The sequence below is a fragment of the Holdemanella sp. MSK.7.32 genome, from assembly GCF_024460475.1.
Classification (GTDB): domain Bacteria; phylum Bacillota_I; class Bacilli_A; order Erysipelotrichales; family Erysipelotrichaceae; genus Holdemanella.
Genome location: NZ_JANFYN010000002.1, coordinates 16,310 through 33,453, shown reverse-complemented (window position 1 = coordinate 33,453; position 17,144 = coordinate 16,310). Strand labels below are relative to the sequence as shown.

Genomic DNA, 17,144 nt, shown 5'->3' with positions numbered 1-17,144 from the left:
CATGTATCCAAAAACATTTGATGATTTAATATATGAATTTCAGAAATTACCAGGAGTAGGTGCTAAAACGGCAGAGAGATATGCATTTACTGTATTAGGTTGGTCTGATGAAGAAATATCTGAATTGGCAGAAACGCTAGTAAATTTAAAAAAGAAAGTAAAGAAGTGTACGCGATGTGGTAATTTAACAGAAGATGAGCTTTGTGAGTTTTGTAAGAACTCTAATAGAAATCAGAATATCATATGCGTGGTACAAAATCCGAAAGATATATCAGTAATAGAGTCTATGCAGCAATATAATGGTGTATATCATGTGCTAGATGGATTGATCAATACTCAAAAAGGAGTATTACCTGATCAATTGAATATAATGACTCTTTTAAATAGAGTGAATGAAAGAACAGAAGAGGTTATATTAGCTCTAGATCCTACAGTAGAAGGAGAAACAACTGCTTTGTATATATCTAAATTATTAGAAGGGAAGTGTAGGGTAAGCAGACTTGCCCATGGTATCCCTGTAGGTAGTCATTTGGACTATACAGACGCTATGACGTTGTTAAAAGCGTTTGAAGGACGTAAAAGTTCGTAAATATGCTTAATCGTATGAAGTATATATGATATTTCATACGATTTTTTTATATTTATAGGAAAATAAGTGCAAAAATCATATAGAATTAATTATTCATATGAACAAAATAGTATACTATATAGTAAAATCATATAGTACAGCATAAAAGTGCTTTAAATAAAGATTATTCATATAATTATCACATGAAGAGAAAGAAACTCCAAAAATAGACTTCTGAGTGTTCATATGAATATTAAATGCTATGTATATTAATCATATGAATTATAAATTTTGAATATGAATGGAATAATTAAATTCATGTGATATAGATATGAAAATATAAAATATGAAATAGAATATGATTTCAATAAATAAGCATATATGAAGGTTCATGTGAGAAATATATGAAAAATTGAATAGCATATTAAAAAGTAATAAATAATATAGGAAATTCATATATAGGTATAGCATTCTTGATAAAACTATGATAGACTTATCGTGACTCGTTAGATTATTATTATGAATTTCATAGGAAGGGGACGTGAATATGCCTGAAGAAGCATCAGCAATTGATGTATATTATGATATGGATATTGCGCAGATATGCCAACATTTCAATAAATCAAGAAACACAGTAGATAAAGCAATTGCAAAATTGGTAAAAGATAATCCGGATAAAGATTGGAAATACAAAAATCCAGCCACTCGTCGTATTACAATTAAGGCTGAAGGTGTTGAAAGATTATCTACTTATTTTAGAAAAGAAAAACATGAATTATCTACAGTTGAAATGGAACTTCGATTTGAAAATGAAAAGCTTAAAGCCATTATAGAAGAAAAAGAGAAGGCACAAGCCCAGATTGAACAATTATATCAAGAAAAGCTTAAATTAGAAATCGAAAAGAGTAAACAAACTTTCCTATTAGAAACACAAACAAAAGATGAGAAAATTTCTGAATTAGAATCTGAAAATCAGAAATTAAAAGAAGTAGAAGAACTTTATAATAAGAACAAAGAAGAAGTGGAAAATTATAAGAAAAAAGAAGAAGAATATAACTCTAAATCCTTCTTCTATCGTTTAACACACAAATTTTAATCATTTAACGCTCTAGCGATTTTGCTAGGGCAATTTTTTACCCATTTTAAACCATATTTTTCTAATATAGAATTAAAAAAATGGATTCCATCATGATCGGATGTGTATTCATACTCAATTTCATAATCTGTATGATTTTTATAATATGTCTTATCTAAACATAATTCTCCGTTTTCAAATGTATATACATTTCTTAATGTAGTAAAACTAGCTGTCGGATGTAAATTTTTAGGAATTTGATATTGGTTGAACCAATTTAATATTTCTGGGTCTTCAATCTCATTAATATTTTCTGCAGATATTTCCTTTTCGAATTCATAGTGTGTGTACTCATCTTTTCTGATTTTTAATGTGAATATTTTTTTATCTTGAATTGTTCGAATCCGGACTGCACCACGTTGTTTTTTTACATCCTGATTTTCTGTATCAAAGTATGTATTTGTCTGTGTTATTAAATTATGAAAATCATATGAATGGAGTAATTCATTATAAATTTTTTCATTAATCAATAATTTCAATTCTCTTTCAATATTATCGTACATTCATATCACCCATAAATATGTTACAATAGATTTAACAAAAGAGGAAGTGATTTGATGCGTTTCAGTATAGTAGACAGAGGAGACGATAACTCAAAAAGAGTTGCAGAAACTCTAAAGAAAAAATGTATAGCTATCGGATGGGAATATGATGATGAAAAATCTGAAGTTATTTTTTCTGTTGGAGGAGATGGTACTCTATTAAGAGCAATTCACACTTATATAGATAGATTGGATGAAATTCAATTCGTTGCGATACATACAGGGAATTTAGGCTTTTTTACCGATTATACGCAAGATGAAGTGGATCATTTGGTTTATGATTTAAAACATAATCAGCCAAAAATTGAAGAGTTTAATTTACTACAAATGGACCTTCCTCAAGTCAATGAAACATTATATGCATTAAATGAAGTTCGTATTGAGAGTTTAGCTAAAACATTGGTACTTGATATTTCGATAGATGATGAATTTTTTGAAAGTAGTCAAGGCTCAGGTATTTGTGTGAGTACACAATCTGGTTCTACTGCTGTGAATAGAGCACTTAAAGGAGCAGTTGTGGATCCAGGTTTAAAGGTTTTACAGCTTTGTGAAATCATGCCTATCTCACATAAGAACCATCATTCTTTAAAAAATCCATACATTATGAATGATACGCGAAAAATAGGAGTTAGAGGGGATACGCTTGCCTATGCACATGTATGTTATGATCACTTAGAAAGAGATTTAGAATCAATTTCTGAAATAATTATTCATTCGAGCACAAAAAAAGTACGATTCGCTAGATACCGTACTTATTCATATTTGACTCGACTTAAGAATTTATATTAATTAACTTACGTCTTTTTGAACGATTCAAACGAATCGTTCTTTTTGTTGCTGGTGAAATGTTTAAAATAATTGCGAATGAAATGAAGTAAGAAAGAATACTACTACCTCCATAAGAAATCAACGGTAATGTGATACCAGTGATTGGAAGTAATCCAACAATCATCCCTGTATTTTGTAGTTGTTGATATAGCAGCATTGCGATAATACCGATTACAACAAAACGATCTTTTTTATTTTTTGTTGCGTAAGCTATTTTACATAAATAAATATCTAATAATAAACATAATAATAAGATAAATGTTGTTCCAATAAAGCCGAAGCATTGCCCAAAAGCAGCAAAGATAAAATCGGTATGTGCTTCTGGAATAGAGATGATATTTGCTTGTAATCCATATCCAGTTAATCCGGCACTACCTAATGACAATAACGCAGTATATAACTGATTCGAACTACCTCGAATGTTACTTTCTGGTTCTAACCAGGCATCAATTCTTTGAAGTTTATATGCAGATATAAATGAGGTAAGAATATTGGGATACTCAAAATATAAGAATAAAAATGTTCCTACAACGATTATCGCAACGGCAAAAATTCCAATAATATACTCTTTACGAATACCGCTACAACATACTAAGACGAAGATATTGAATACGATGATAATACAAACACCAGTGTCTGGCTGCATCATAATTAACAATAATGGGGGAAATAATATTTTTGCAATTTCCAACAACAACATCAAGTCATCTTTATGTGTTGGATTTGGATGTGCATTTTGATGATCAACGATAATTTGTGAGACTAAAACAATTAAAACAATTTTAATAAATTCACTTGGCTGAAAACTACCAATCAAAGGCAATTGAAACCATGAAATAGCACCATTAACTTCACTGGCAAAAGGAAGTGTGATTCCCACAAAATTAAATAATAAGCGTGAGAAAAATAAATAAACAAGACATAGCATTAAAATTTTATAGGCCATATCCATATATGAATATATTTTTTTGTTTTGAAGAATTGAAAGGAAAAACATTGCGACAAATCCTACAATAAACCAAAATAACTGACGATATAAGTAGGAACTTCCGCTTCCAAATTTTATCAGGTTAAAAGAATTGTATAGTGCAAAACAACTTGTCATACCAAAAAGGATAAGAATTAGAATCAAACCAATATCAATTTGGATGGATTTGTTTTTCCATTGAATTGTTTGTTTCATTAACAAAACCTCCTTATTCAGTATTTTTAATTATAACATAATTATCTCGAATTTTTGGTATAATAGTCATGTTAGGATGATGATTTATGGCAGAAAAAAAATATACACCAATGATGCAGCATTACTTGAAAATGAAAGAAGAAAATCCAGATTCGATTTTGTTTTATCGTTTAGGAGATTTTTATGAAATGTTTTTTGAAGACGCAAAATTGGTTTCTCAAGAATTAGATTTAGTATTAACAGGAAGAAGTGCAGGCGTTGAAGAAAAGGTACCTATGTGTGGTATTCCTTTTCATGCCGCAAATTCATATATTCAAAGATTAGTCAAAAAAGGGTATAAAGTAGCTATTTGCGAACAATTGGAAGATCCGTCTAGCGCAAAAGGATTGGTTGACCGGGGAATTATTAAAATAATTACACCTGGAACTTATATGGATGCAACAATGGATGCCAAGTCAACAAATTATATGGCATCTTGTGATGTTTCAAGTTTTGAAATTACAGTCATATATTGTGAATTAAGCACAGGGGAATTAAAGTATCAAACGCTACAAAGATCTTTGGTGGCGCTACAAAAGGCTCTTTTGGAACAAAATGTAAGTGAGCTTGTTTGTCCGATGACAATGGATAAAAAATGGATGGCTGCCCTAGAAGAAATGGATACGATGCTCATTTCAAAACATAAAAAGGCAAATATTGATCTTGAGGATCTACCTTTGTTAAATGGAATTGAATCTGAATCTTTGAAAGAAGCATTTGCACTTTTAATGGCCTATTTAAAAGACACACAAAAACAACGGATTGATCATTTTTTGCCCATAGAATCTATGGACAAAGATAAAGTGCTTGTTATGGATTATGAAACAAAGAATCATTTGGAGTTGGTTTCAAGTCAATCTTCGAATGCCAAGGCAGAAAGTCTATGGTCTTTTATGGATAAGTGTCAAAGTGCAATGGGATCAAGAATGTTAAAACGATGGATTGAATATCCATTGATTGATGCAGAAAAGATTGCGAAAAGACAAGTGGCGGTCAAAGATTTAAAAGAAAACTTTATGTTAAGAGAAAATCTAAAAGAACATTTAGTGTATGTGTATGATATGGAAAGACTTGCGAGTCGTATGGCTTATGGGAATGCAAGTCCTAGAGATGTACTTCAACTTGTAGCAACATTAGAACACGCAAAGCCTATTTTAGATTTAGCGTCTTCGTTGAATTCATATCCAGAATTTAATGATGTGCCAGACTGCCAAGAATTATACAATGAAATAAAAAATGCGATTATAGAAAATCCACCATTAACACTAAAAGAAGGTGGAGTCTTTAATGATGGATACAATCAAGAATTGGATGAAGTTCGAAAAATAGCAAAACAAGGAAAAGACTTTATCCTGGAATTAGAAGCGAAAGAACGTGAAAGAACAGGGGTTAAATCATTAAAAGTAGGATATAACCGTGTATTTGGATATTATATTGAAGTTCGTAATGGAAATTTAGGTAATATTAAAGAAGAATTTGGGTATCACCCGAAACAAACACTTGCGAATGCGACACGATTCATTACACAAGAATTAAAAGAAAAAGAAGAACAAATTTTACATGCACAAGAGACAAAGGTAAAACTAGAACAAAGTTTGTTTAATGATTTATTAATGCGAATCAAAAGAGATTTATTTGATTTGCATGCATGTGCACAAGCATTATCTACAATTGATGTCCTTGTATCTTTGGCAATTCTTGCCAGTGAAAAAGGATATGTATGTCCAGTTTTCCATCCAGGTTACAATGTTAATGTGGTAGAGGGTAAGCACCCAATTTTGGATGATCGTATGAAAAAGAAGAGATATGTTTCAAATGATTGGAAAATGTCAGAAGAAGAACATATACAATTGATTACTGGACCAAACATGGGTGGTAAATCTACATATATGCGACAAAATGCCTTACTTGTAGTTATGGCACAAATGGGAAGTTTTATTCCAGCTAAAACAGCACAACTTCCAATTTTTGATCGAATCTTTACGAGAATCGGCGCATCGGATGATATATTGACAGGAAAAAGTACATTCATGGTGGAAATGATGGAAGCCAATACAGCTTTACGTTATGCTACAAAACATTCCTTGATTTTATTTGATGAAATTGGTCGTGGAACTGCAACTTATGATGGTATGGCTCTTGCTCAAGCAATGCTTGAATATATTGATGAAGCAATCGGAGCAAAAACATTATTTTCGACGCACTATCATGAATTAACGGAATTGGCGGAAGAACATCAATCTATGCGCAATGTACATGTTGATGTTCGTGAAGAAAAAAATGAGATTGAATTTAGATATCGTGTTATTGAAGGAAAGGCTGATAAATCTTATGGTATCAATGTTGCTAAACTCGCACATTTACCAAAAGTGGTTTTAGACAGAGCTTCACAACTTTTATTGAATTTTGAAAATCAAGATAACAATCAAAATTATCAACCAAGTTTATTTGTGATGGATCAAGTTCAACCAGAAAAGTCACAACTTTTACAACAACTACAAGAATTAGATATCGACTCAATGACTCCTAGAGATGCTTTGGATTGTCTTTATGAGTTAAAAAAACTAAGTGAAAAAATTGAATCATAAATATGAAATTCATATGAATGGAGGTGCGAAGTATGGCTAAGATACATGTATTGAGTGAACATTTGACAAATATGATTGCGGCTGGTGAAGTCGTAGAAAGACCAGCTGGAATTGTAAAGGAATGCGTTGAAAACAGTATTGATGCAGGTGCTACAGTCATAGAAGTTGAAGTATACCAAGGTGGTATTGAACGAATTGTGATTACAGATGATGGCTGTGGAATGGATCATGAAGATGCACATTTAGCTTTTATGCGACATGCCACAAGTAAAATGCATTCAGAAGAAGAATTATTCAATATTCAAACTATGGGATTTAGAGGGGAAGCTTTACCAAGTATTGCTTCTGTTACCCAAGTTGAATTGCAGACAAGCAATGGTGAAGAAGGTACTTTATTAAGATACAACTATGGAAGTTTGGATGTTGATGAAAGTTGTAATTGTCCACGAGGAACAAAATTAGATGTTTCTGGATTATTTGTTAAAACACCCGCAAGATTCAAACATTTAAAGAGTATTTCTTATGAATTTTCTGTAATTGCCGATTTAATGAATAAGATGGCATTATCCCATCCACAAATTCGTTTTCAACTATCTCATGATGGAAGAGTAGTGTTTCAAACAAGTGGCAATGGAAATATCCAAGAAATTCTATACCAAATGTATGGTAAAGAAGTAGCTCAGAATGCAATTCCATTTGAAGGAAACAATGAAGATTTTCATATTCATGGATATGCAATCCAGCCCAAAATCAATCGGGCCACAAAATATTTTATGTTTTTAACTTTAAATACAAGATTGATTCGCAGTGTCGCAATCCAAAAAGCAATTCTAGATGCATATAGTGATTATATGCCGCCGAATCGTTTTCCAATCGTTGTTTTACAAATGGATTCAGATACACAATTGGTTGACGTAAACGTACACCCTAATAAATGGGAGGTTCGTTTGTCAAAACAAGGCGAAATGCTAGATTTAATCAAGACAACAATTCAAGATGCTTTAAATGCTTCTTTAAAAACAGTAGCTGTTAGTAAACCTGAAAAGAAGAGTGTTGCATTTGAACAGCCAGAAATACAATATTCATATCCTGTTAAGCAAGAGCCAAAAAAGAATAAATCGATTGAACAGAGTTTTAAAAATTATAATCCTGTAGTTATCAAAGAAAAAAAGGAGCAGATACAGATATATGAAGAAAAACCAGCTCCTGAAATAAAAATACAGGAAGAACCGATTTCATATCCAATTCCTAAGGAAGATAAGAATGATAAAGGTCCAGAATTTTTTTTGCACCTTCAAGTATTAGCTCAATTGCATGATTCCTATATCTTATGTAGTAATGAAGAAGGTTTGGTTATCGTGGATCAGCATGCTGCTCAGGAAAGATATCATTATGAGCAGTTAAACGAAAAATTATTGGTTCAATGTACAAACAAACAACCGCTTATGGTTCCTATTCAATTGGACGTCTCAAGTAATGTATTGGCTCAATATATGACTATTAATGAAAAAACAGCATTCTTTGGGATTGAATTTGAACCATTTGGAACGGATCAATTGATTCTTCGTGAAATTCCATTATGGTTTCATGATGTGGACCAAAAACAATTCTTACAAGATTTATTAGATTATTTTGTGGAAAATCAAGATGTAGATATGGCAAAACTTAGAAAACATATGATTGCGACTATGGCATGCCATAGTTCAATTCGTTTTAATCGACCATTATCTATGCAGGAAATGGAGCAAGTCATTTTAGATTTACAAAAGTGTAAACAACCATATCACTGTCCTCATGGAAGACCTACAGTTATTGTGATGAGTGATGGTGAGCTGAGAAAGGAATTTGAACGTGGATAGACAAAAAGTTTTAGCAATCGTAGGACCAACTGGAATTGGAAAAACAAGCCTTTCTGTATGGTTAGCCAAACAATTGGATGGAGAAATTATTTCTTGCGATAGTATGCAAGTATATAAAAAAATGGATATTGGCACGGCCAAAGTAACACAAGAAGAAATGCAAGGCATACATCATGAATTAATTGATGTTCAAAATTATAATGAACCTTACAATGTAAAGGTTTTTCAAGAAAAATGTCGTACAGCTATCGAAGATGTTGTAAAAAGAGGAAAGTTTCCTATTTTATGCGGAGGAACAGGACTTTATTTAAAAGCAGCATTATATGACTATGAATTTCAAGAAGAAAACGAAGATATCGCCTATACAACTTTTTTGAATTCGAAAACGAATGAAGAATTGGTCGCAATGTTAAAAGAAAAAGATGAAAAAGCTCTAGAAAAAATTCATCCAAACAATCGCAAGAGATTGATTCGTGCTCTACAAATTTGTCATAGTGGTACTTCAAAATCAGAACAAGAAGACAAACAACAGCATATACCATTGTATGATGTATATTTTTTAGGTTTAGATGTGAATCGAGATATTTTACATGATCGAATCAATAAAAGAGTAGATATTATGTTCGAGAATGGTTTGGTCAAAGAAGTAAAAGATTTATTTACAAATCCAGAAACGTGGGAATATACAAGTTTTCAAGGAATTGGATATAAAGAGTTTAAAGATTATTTCTTAAAAGAAAAGAGTATCGATGAAGTAAAGACAGCTATAAAAACACATTCTAGACAATATGCGAAAAGACAATATACATGGTTTAAGAATCAGATGCCTGTACATTGGTTTGAAGCACAGAATAGAGATGAAATATATAGTGCAGTAAAGGAATGGTTGATGGATGAAGACAAATGAGAGAAGTGAATTGTTGCTGGGAAAAGAAGCGTTAGAAGCACTAAATGATAAGACAGTCCTTGTTGTTGGAGTTGGAGGAGTCGGTTCTTTTTGCGTAGAGGCCTTAGCAAGAACTGGAATTGGTCATTTAATTCTTATAGACAAAGATTGTGTGGAACCAAGTAATATCAATCGACAATTAGTAGCGACTTTAGATACAGTTAATGAAGTTAAAGTGGATGTATTAAAGAAACGAATTAGTACACTAAATCCTAATTGTATTGTAGATACATATGCATGTTTTTATGATCAAACAAAAGATGATGAAATATTTTCGCAACCCATTGATTTTGTCGTAGACTGTATTGATTCCATTCAGAGTAAAAAAGATTTGATGCAAGCATGTATTGAGCGAAATATACCGTTTTTATCAAGTATGGGAATGGCTAGACGTAAAGATCCTAAAAAATTAGTAGTTACAGAGGTAGAAAAAACGAGTTATGATCCAATGGCTAAACAGATTCGTCAGTGGAAAAGAAAAAATCGTATACGCAATAAAATCTGGGTGGTGGCATCTTTAGAACAACCGATTCCAGTAGAGTCAGGACAACCATTGCCTAGTGCTATTTTTGTACCAGCAAGTGCCGGATTGGTACTTGCGAGTGAATGTGTACAAAGATTGATTGAGTCATAAAGAGGTAATAATTATATGAAGGATGTATTTATTGTAAATCCCAAATCAGGGAAAAACAGTCAATATGAATTAATACAAGAAGTCAAAGAGCATTTTCAAGGAAAACGTATTATCATTGAAAAAACAAAAGGTCCTGAACATGCAACGTTTATCGCAAAAAAGTATGCTCTATCCAATGAACCTGTACATTTGTATGTGTGTGGCGGAGATGGTACTTTGCATGAAGTTATTAATGGGTGTGCCGAAAAAGAAAATGTGACTATTTCTGTGATTCCAATTGGAACGGGGAATGATTTTGTGAAATATTTCGAAGATTTAAAACGTGAAGACTTTTTAAATCTGGCAAATTATTCAGATCCAGAATATATGGACTGTGATTTGATTAAAGTGAATGGAGAATATTCAATAAATACAGTTTCTTTTGGATTTGACGTGGAGGTTGCACGTCAGGTAAATGCATTAAAAAAGAATATAAAGACAGAAGGAATCATACCCTATGTTTTATCAACATTGATTAGTTTAAGAAAACCAATAGGTCAAGACTATCAAATTCAGATTGATACTAAAAAATTACCAAAAGGGAAATATGGATTCCTTGTGTTTGCGAATGGAAAATACTATGGTGGAGGATTTAAGCCGTGTCCAGATGCCAATATTGATGATGGCTGGATGGATGTTTGTTTGATTTCAGATGTAAAGAGACATCAAATAGTTCGATTGGCAAAGAAATATCAAGAAGGAAATCACCTTCAATATAAAGATTTAGTTACGATGTATCAAGCTAAAACAGTTCATTTAGATACAGAAAATGAAATGATTTATGCGAATATGGATGGAGAAGTAAAAGGATTTAAAAATCCAACAATAGAAATCGTAGAGAAAGCGATTCGACTTGCTCTTCCTAGAATATCGTGAGTATGATACAATATTCAAAAATATAGGGAGTGTGAAAAATGGACTCGGATTTATGGATACAAATCCTTGAATTAGTTATTTTATTAGCTTTATCAGGCTTCTTTTCTTCAGCTGAAACGGCAATGGTTTCAGTTAGTAAGATTCGCTTGAGAACTTTAGAAGATGAAGGAAATAAAAAAGCATCATTAGCTTTAAGAATATTAGAAAATCAATCAAAAATGCTAAGTGCTATATTGATTGGTAATAACTTAGTGAATACTTCAGCTGCAAGTATTGCCTCATTGATTGCTTATTCCTTTGGTGGAGCAGCTGTTAGTATTGCTACTTTTATCATTACTTTTTTAATTTTGGTTTTTGGAGAAATTACACCTAAAACATGGGCAACAGTGAATGCAGATCAACTCGCAATTACGTATGCTCCGATTATTTCACTTTTGATGAAAGTTTTAACACCGATTATTTGGTTTGTGAATTTATTCAGTTCAGGTATTTTAAAATTAATGGGCATACAAGATCCAAATAAAAACATATCTATGACTGAAAGTGAGTTGCGTACAATTGTAGACGTTTCTCACGAAGAAGGTGTCATCGAAGAAGATGAAAAAGATATGATCAATAAAGTGTTTGATTTAGGGGATGCCAAAGCTAAAGATGTTATGGTACCTCGTGTACATGTTGTAATGGCAGAAGTGGATAGTACATATAAAGACTTATTGGAAATATTTAGAGAAGAAAAGTTTACGCGTATTCCAATCTATCAAGATAAAATTGATAATATTATAGGTATTGTCAATATGAAAGACTTGTTGATGTATGATGATTTTTCACATTTTGATATGCAAAAGATTCTTCGTAAACCAAAGTTCACATATGAAAATAAAAAAGTATCAGAATTATTGATTGAAATGAAACAATCCACATTTAATCTTGCGATAGTCATGGATGAATATGGAGAATTTTCAGGTATCGTTACGTTAGAAGATATCATTGAAGAAATCGTCGGTGATGTTCAGGATGAATACGATGCACACGAAGAAGAAAATATTGTGAAATTAAATAATCAAACATATGATGTCAAAGGATATTTAAGTTTACATGATTTAAACGATTATTTAGATTTAGATTTAGATAGTGAAGACTTTGATTCAGTTGGAGGTTTAGTAATCGATGCACTTGGTCGTTTACCACAGACAAATGATGAAACGACTTTACCAAATGGAATTCGCATTAAAGTCTTGAAAGTAGAAAAAAATCGTATAGAATCTGTACGATTGATTTTACCAGATACATTAACACAAAAGGATGTTTAACTACATGTGCGTAGTAAACATCCTTTATTTATTTTCAGTAATATATTTGTTGAAAGCCTTCGCAATAGCCTGGGCAACCTTCTTTTGATTTGTTGGATTTTTAAGCTTTTGTATTTCCTTGGTATTCGTACTAAAACCAGCTTCAAATAATATGGCTGGAATTTTTTGCTCGTCAACCACATGTAGAGGATAAAATTCAGTTGTAAGAGTACCACGGTCATGTGTCCAATCTAAACCAGATAAGTTTTTACATATATATTCTGTGATCTGTTCACTTGCTTTATCGTCTTGACGAATATAAGAAACATATCCAGAACAAGTAGGATCTACATTTGAATTGATATGGAATGAGAAGAAATAATCGGCTTTTTCTTTTTTTGCCATCTTAACTCTCGCTTTTAAATCCTCTGTTTCATCTTCTGGCCACGTTACTTTATCGCTTGTACGAGTATAGACAACTTTGATTTCTGGAGTTAGTTTTTTTAGTTGTTTACCTGTTTCTAAAGCTAAAGCCAAAGTTAAATCTTTTTCGGTAGTACCATCTTCTGCAATGGTTCCCCCATCATAACCACCATGTCCAGCATCAATCATGACAGTCGCAATCGTTTCGTAATGTTTATTGCCTGTTTTTGCCTTTGAATCTGAATTAGAAGTTGAGTGATTGGATAATAAAACTACGAAAGTCCCTATAATCAAACATATACATGCCAAAACAATAAGTAGGTTTTGTGGTTTCAACTTTCTTTTCTTTGAATTTTGCATGGGATTAGTATAGCACTGTTTAAAAAATTATTCAAAAATTGCGCGTCCAATTCGAACTGTATTCGAACCATGCTTAACTGCTAACTTATAATCTTGAGACATACCCATGGATAAAGTGTCTATATCTGGATATTGCTCTTTTAGCTCTAAATAAAGGGTGTGCATCTGTTCAAATTCAGATTCTACTAATGCTTGATCTTCTGTTTTTGAAGCAACACACATAATTCCTTTGATTTGAATATGTTTAAATTCCTGTAATTGAGAAATAAAATTTTTCGCATCCTTAAAAGGATATCCCGTTTTGTTTGGATCTTCCGAAATTTTTAGTTCTACCAATACTTTTTGAATGATGTCATGTTTATTTGCCTGTTTTTCAATTTCTTCAGCAAGTTTCAATGAATCCAAGCTTTCAATCACATCAACCTTTCCAACAATATACTTCACTTTATTTGTCTGTAGATGCCCAATAATGTGCCAAGTATATTTTGGATCATACTTATCTATAAATTCCTGTACACGATTTTCTCCAAAAGTAGTTAGACCCATTTTTGCGACTTCATCAATTTCTTCCTTTGTACGCGTTTTAGATACAGCCACTACATTAAAATCTTGTGCTTTTAGTTCTTCAATCAACTCTTTATTCATATTAAAACAGTCCTTTCAATATCAATCTAATTATAATCAAAGAAAAAAAAGAAGCAACATTTGCTTCTAGTTAAATAGCTTTCCAAACAACCATCTTATAGTTGGTCCACAATAACAAATTTGCCAAAAGAAAGCCATTGGAAAATTAAATAAAATAGTCATAAACCAAACTGAAATAATTTGGACACCTGGTGTTTTGAATAGAATGGTCGCAATCAAACTCATGATTGGACACATAATACAAATAATGTAGAAAGAAATCGCAAGTGTGATAAAGAAAGGACGATCCTTCGGTGTTACAACTTTAAAGGCAAAGTAATGTGCTAGTTTATCAACAAAGAAATATTCTAAAATAAAAGCAATCGGCCACATGATAACCAATTCATGAAAGGCTAATAAAAAGACTTGATTAGACATTCCACCCATATTAAGTGCGATGTTGTAACAAATCATGGCATAAACCATTAAAAAAGACATGAATAAAGTGAATACAATATTTTCGAATTTTGTTTTTGGCATATATTTTCTCCTCCTAAATGACTTTTTGTGTTGTTCAATCAAAGACGTTTCCAATATGTACCAAAAAGCGAACGCTAGTAATAATATCATAATTTTTTTGTTTTTGTAATAAAAAATCAGTAAGAATCACTCTTACTGATAAATAGGGAAAGTCAATATAATAGTAAATAAATCATTTGTTTCGTCTTGATAGAAAGTTCCATGATGGATTTCTATCATTTTTTTGACACTCTTTAAACCAATTCCATTACTTTCGACTTTATCCAAATGATGATTGATTGAATTTGTAAAACTCATTTTTAATTGATTTTCTTCAATCGTTGTTTGAATCACGATATCTTTCCAAGGATCACAATATTTTTGAATATTTGAGAATATATTGTTTAGTATTCTTTGCATCATCGCAAAATTCGCATCCATAGATAGAGAAGTTTGTAAAGGTTCATATAAAATATGAAGATCCATTTCTCTTAAATACTGAATATGATCAACCAATGTATCCATGACCTTTTGAACAGGAATACTCGATAAATCCGAATTATATTCTGTTGAAAAGACAAGAGAATACTCAAACATTTTATTGGAAAGATACGTGATTTCTTCAACCTTATCTAAACATTTTTGAAGATATTGATCACGAAATTTAATATCATCCCTTTTTAAATTCATGATTTCAAGGTACCCCTTTAATGTTGTTAGTGGAGTTCTTAAATCATGGGATAAAGAAGAAATTAATTCTTTATTTGCAACACGCGCCTGTTGTTCATTGTCCATTGTTTGTAGAAAGGCAATACGCATTTGATTCAAATCCTGAGCTAAACGTCCAATCTCATCTTTATCACTAACTGTAATTTCATGATTCCAATCACCAATCGCTAAAGTAAACACATCTTCCTGTAAATTTTGAATGGACTGAATTCGTTTACGGATAAAGCTTTGTAGGATAATCAAATAGAAAGAGAAGGAAACCAAAAGTGAAAGAATAATATAAGGAATTTGGAATGGAATCATTGGAAAAGAAGTGATATATAAATAAACGGATTGGTTTTTAAAATGTATTGGATAATCATAGTACAATGGGGCTTCCAAGACATCTAAATCATCAAAACTATATAAAAACAATAAATTATTGCTGCTTAATGGAGATTTGTCCGTAAAATAGATTCCATCCTGATCATATAATTCCACATACGCATGATTGAGTGCATTTTCTTTTAATATATGATTGATGACTTTTTTGTTTTCTTTCGTTAAATCAAAATTTTGGAGTTGTTTTTCTAATTTCTTTACATAAGAAGAATAATCTTCCGATTGATAAAAAGTATCCATTAAAAACTCAAAGACAGCACTGCGATTTAAATATAGAAATGAAAAAGAAGTTAATACCAACAATGTTGCACAAAGAAAAGAGAACATCATACGACTGGATAAAGAATAGAAGACGTTTTTCTTTGAACGGAGTGGTTTAAGATTTTTTAAAAGTAAATAAAAAAGAATTGTTATAATAAGACTTAAAATACAGTCGAAAATACGATAAGAATGATAATAATTCGTGAAAGATGGATACCACTCAATACAACTTATTTTACTTGAACTGTTTATAAAAATATTATACTTTTGTGCATTTTTTAAAGGAGCCCGACCACAAAACGCAAGTATAGAATCGATGACTTTATCATCTGGTTTATTTGATTTTGTTTTATATAAAATGACTTGATAACTTCCCTTTTTTAATAATTGATTTAAATCTTTACGAATTTGAGTGTGGTTCATAAAATCCACTTGTTCTTGTTCATCTAAATAAGCCTTCGCCTCTTTTATTTTTTCCTTAGATAAAGTATCCGAATACTTATAATGAGTATTTAAATAATCGTATACGACAAATCTTTGAGAATATATTGCGAAAAAACTCAATAAAAAAACAAGAAGGGAAAGATACAGTCTCGTTATTTTTTTATTCAAAACGATACCCCTTTCCCCAAATTGTTTTTATGTATACTGGATTGGCGGGATCCTTCTCGATTTTCTTTCTAAGATTACGAATATGAACCATGATTGTATTATTTGCCGAATAATAATACGGCTCATTCCATGCTTTTTCATACAATTGTTCAGCTGAAAAAATTTGTTTAGGATTCTTCATTAACGTACTCAAAATATTAAACTCAATATCTGTTAATTCAACTTCCTTTCCGTTGACCTCTGCATTTTGTTGGGCATAACGCAAAGTAAGACCATCCATACTTAAATCCTTTTCTGTATCAAGTAATATTTCTTCTTTTTTACCCTTGTAAACTTGATAACGACGAAGTAAAGCTTTAACTCTTGCCGTTAATTCACTATACGAAAAAGGCTTTGCCAAATAATCATCGGCACCACTTGAAAAACCAAGCGTCTTATCCGAATCTAATCCTTTAGCTGTTAAAAATAGGATGGGAACATTGCTTGTTTCACGAAGCTTTAAACAAGTCTGGTAACCATTCATATTCGGCATCATAATATCAAGGACGATTAAATCGATGGAAGAATCAAACAATTGAAGGACCTCATTTCCATCTTTAGCTTCAATCACTTCATATCCTTCGCCAGTTAATAAAATTCTTAATATTTCACGGATTTCTGCATTGTCATCCGCCACTAAAATACGCGTTTGCATGTTCACATCCCCTTT

General features: G+C 31.6%; 16 protein-coding genes. 9 read left to right on the top strand and 7 right to left on the bottom strand.

The features are described 5' to 3' along the window. Position 1: 1 nt before the first annotated feature. Entirely contained in the window at positions 2–589 is a 588-nt protein-coding gene (gene recR, locus NE544_RS00790; protein ID WP_117925506.1) for a recombination mediator RecR, read from the top strand. 526 nt (positions 590–1,115) lie between these two features. Further along, entirely contained in the window at positions 1,116–1,664 is a 549-nt protein-coding gene (locus NE544_RS00785) for a hypothetical protein (RefSeq protein ID WP_118114431.1), read from the top strand. On the opposite strand, the gene NE544_RS00780 is transcribed toward NE544_RS00785, so the two are convergent. Continuing rightward, positions 1,661–2,206 (bottom strand): CYTH domain-containing protein, encoded by a 546-nt coding sequence (locus NE544_RS00780; RefSeq protein WP_256268008.1) that lies wholly within the window; start codon positions 2,204–2,206, stop codon positions 1,661–1,663. The genes NE544_RS00785 and NE544_RS00780 overlap by 4 nt on opposite strands. A gap of 54 nt (positions 2,207–2,260) precedes the next feature. Here NE544_RS00780 and NE544_RS00775 point away from each other — a divergent pair, with 54 nt between their 5' ends. Continuing rightward, a complete protein-coding gene (locus NE544_RS00775; protein ID WP_256268007.1) occupies positions 2,261–3,034 on the top strand; it encodes an NAD kinase in 774 nt (257 codons plus the stop codon). Here the strand turns inward: NE544_RS00775 and NE544_RS00770 are convergent. Further along, the gene (locus NE544_RS00770) at positions 3,018–4,256 is read right to left on the bottom strand and encodes an FtsW/RodA/SpoVE family cell cycle protein (protein WP_118114434.1); all 1,239 of its coding nucleotides are present in this window, start codon (positions 4,254–4,256) and stop codon (positions 3,018–3,020) included. The genes NE544_RS00775 and NE544_RS00770 overlap by 17 nt on opposite strands. A gap of 86 nt (positions 4,257–4,342) precedes the next feature. On the opposite strand from NE544_RS00770, the gene mutS reads away from it, so the two are divergent. The 6 genes from mutS to NE544_RS00740 are packed head-to-tail and all read left to right on the top strand — an operon-like array spanning position 4,343 to position 12,547. Further along, on the top strand, positions 4,343–6,883 hold the full coding sequence (gene mutS, locus NE544_RS00765) for a DNA mismatch repair protein MutS (protein WP_256268006.1): 2,541 nt from the start codon (positions 4,343–4,345) through the stop codon (positions 6,881–6,883). A gap of 32 nt (positions 6,884–6,915) precedes the next feature. Then, positions 6,916–8,742, top strand: coding sequence for a DNA mismatch repair endonuclease MutL (mutL, locus tag NE544_RS00760; protein WP_256268005.1), 1,827 nt, complete (start codon positions 6,916–6,918; stop codon positions 8,740–8,742). Further along, positions 8,735–9,649, top strand: a complete 915-nt coding sequence (gene miaA / locus NE544_RS00755; RefSeq protein ID WP_118114437.1) for a tRNA (adenosine(37)-N6)-dimethylallyltransferase MiaA — start codon at positions 8,735–8,737, stop codon at positions 9,647–9,649. Before mutL ends, miaA begins: the two co-directional genes overlap by 8 nt. Next, entirely contained in the window at positions 9,636–10,322 is a 687-nt protein-coding gene (locus tag NE544_RS00750; protein WP_256268004.1) for a ThiF family adenylyltransferase, read from the top strand. The genes miaA and NE544_RS00750 overlap by 14 nt, the downstream gene beginning before the upstream one ends. Positions 10,323–10,337: 15 nt before the next feature. Continuing rightward, entirely contained in the window at positions 10,338–11,237 is a 900-nt protein-coding gene (locus NE544_RS00745; RefSeq protein ID WP_118114439.1) for a diacylglycerol kinase family protein, read from the top strand. 38 nt (positions 11,238–11,275) lie between these two features. After that, positions 11,276–12,547: an HlyC/CorC family transporter gene (locus tag NE544_RS00740; protein WP_227993711.1), complete on the top strand. Its 1,272-nt coding sequence runs from the start codon at positions 11,276–11,278 to the stop codon at positions 12,545–12,547. Between the two features lie 24 nt (positions 12,548–12,571). On the opposite strand, the gene NE544_RS00735 is transcribed toward NE544_RS00740, so the two are convergent. From NE544_RS00735 to NE544_RS00715, 5 genes are all read right to left on the bottom strand, one after another. Beyond that, positions 12,572–13,243, bottom strand: coding sequence for an N-acetylmuramoyl-L-alanine amidase (locus NE544_RS00735; RefSeq protein ID WP_256268003.1), 672 nt, complete (start codon positions 13,241–13,243; stop codon positions 12,572–12,574). A gap of 93 nt (positions 13,244–13,336) precedes the next feature. Then, positions 13,337–13,954 (bottom strand): YggS family pyridoxal phosphate-dependent enzyme, encoded by a 618-nt coding sequence (locus NE544_RS00730; RefSeq protein WP_256268002.1) that lies wholly within the window; start codon positions 13,952–13,954, stop codon positions 13,337–13,339. A gap of 66 nt (positions 13,955–14,020) precedes the next feature. Continuing rightward, positions 14,021–14,473, bottom strand: a complete 453-nt coding sequence (locus NE544_RS00725; protein WP_256268001.1) for a DUF2798 domain-containing protein — start codon at positions 14,471–14,473, stop codon at positions 14,021–14,023. A gap of 132 nt (positions 14,474–14,605) precedes the next feature. Then, a complete protein-coding gene (locus NE544_RS00720) occupies positions 14,606–16,435 on the bottom strand; it encodes a histidine kinase dimerization/phospho-acceptor domain-containing protein (RefSeq protein ID WP_256268000.1) in 1,830 nt (609 codons plus the stop codon). Beyond that, the gene (locus NE544_RS00715) at positions 16,428–17,129 is read right to left on the bottom strand and encodes a response regulator transcription factor (protein ID WP_117925741.1); all 702 of its coding nucleotides are present in this window, start codon (positions 17,127–17,129) and stop codon (positions 16,428–16,430) included. The genes NE544_RS00720 and NE544_RS00715 overlap by 8 nt, the downstream gene beginning before the upstream one ends. Positions 17,130–17,144 lie beyond the last annotated feature (15 nt).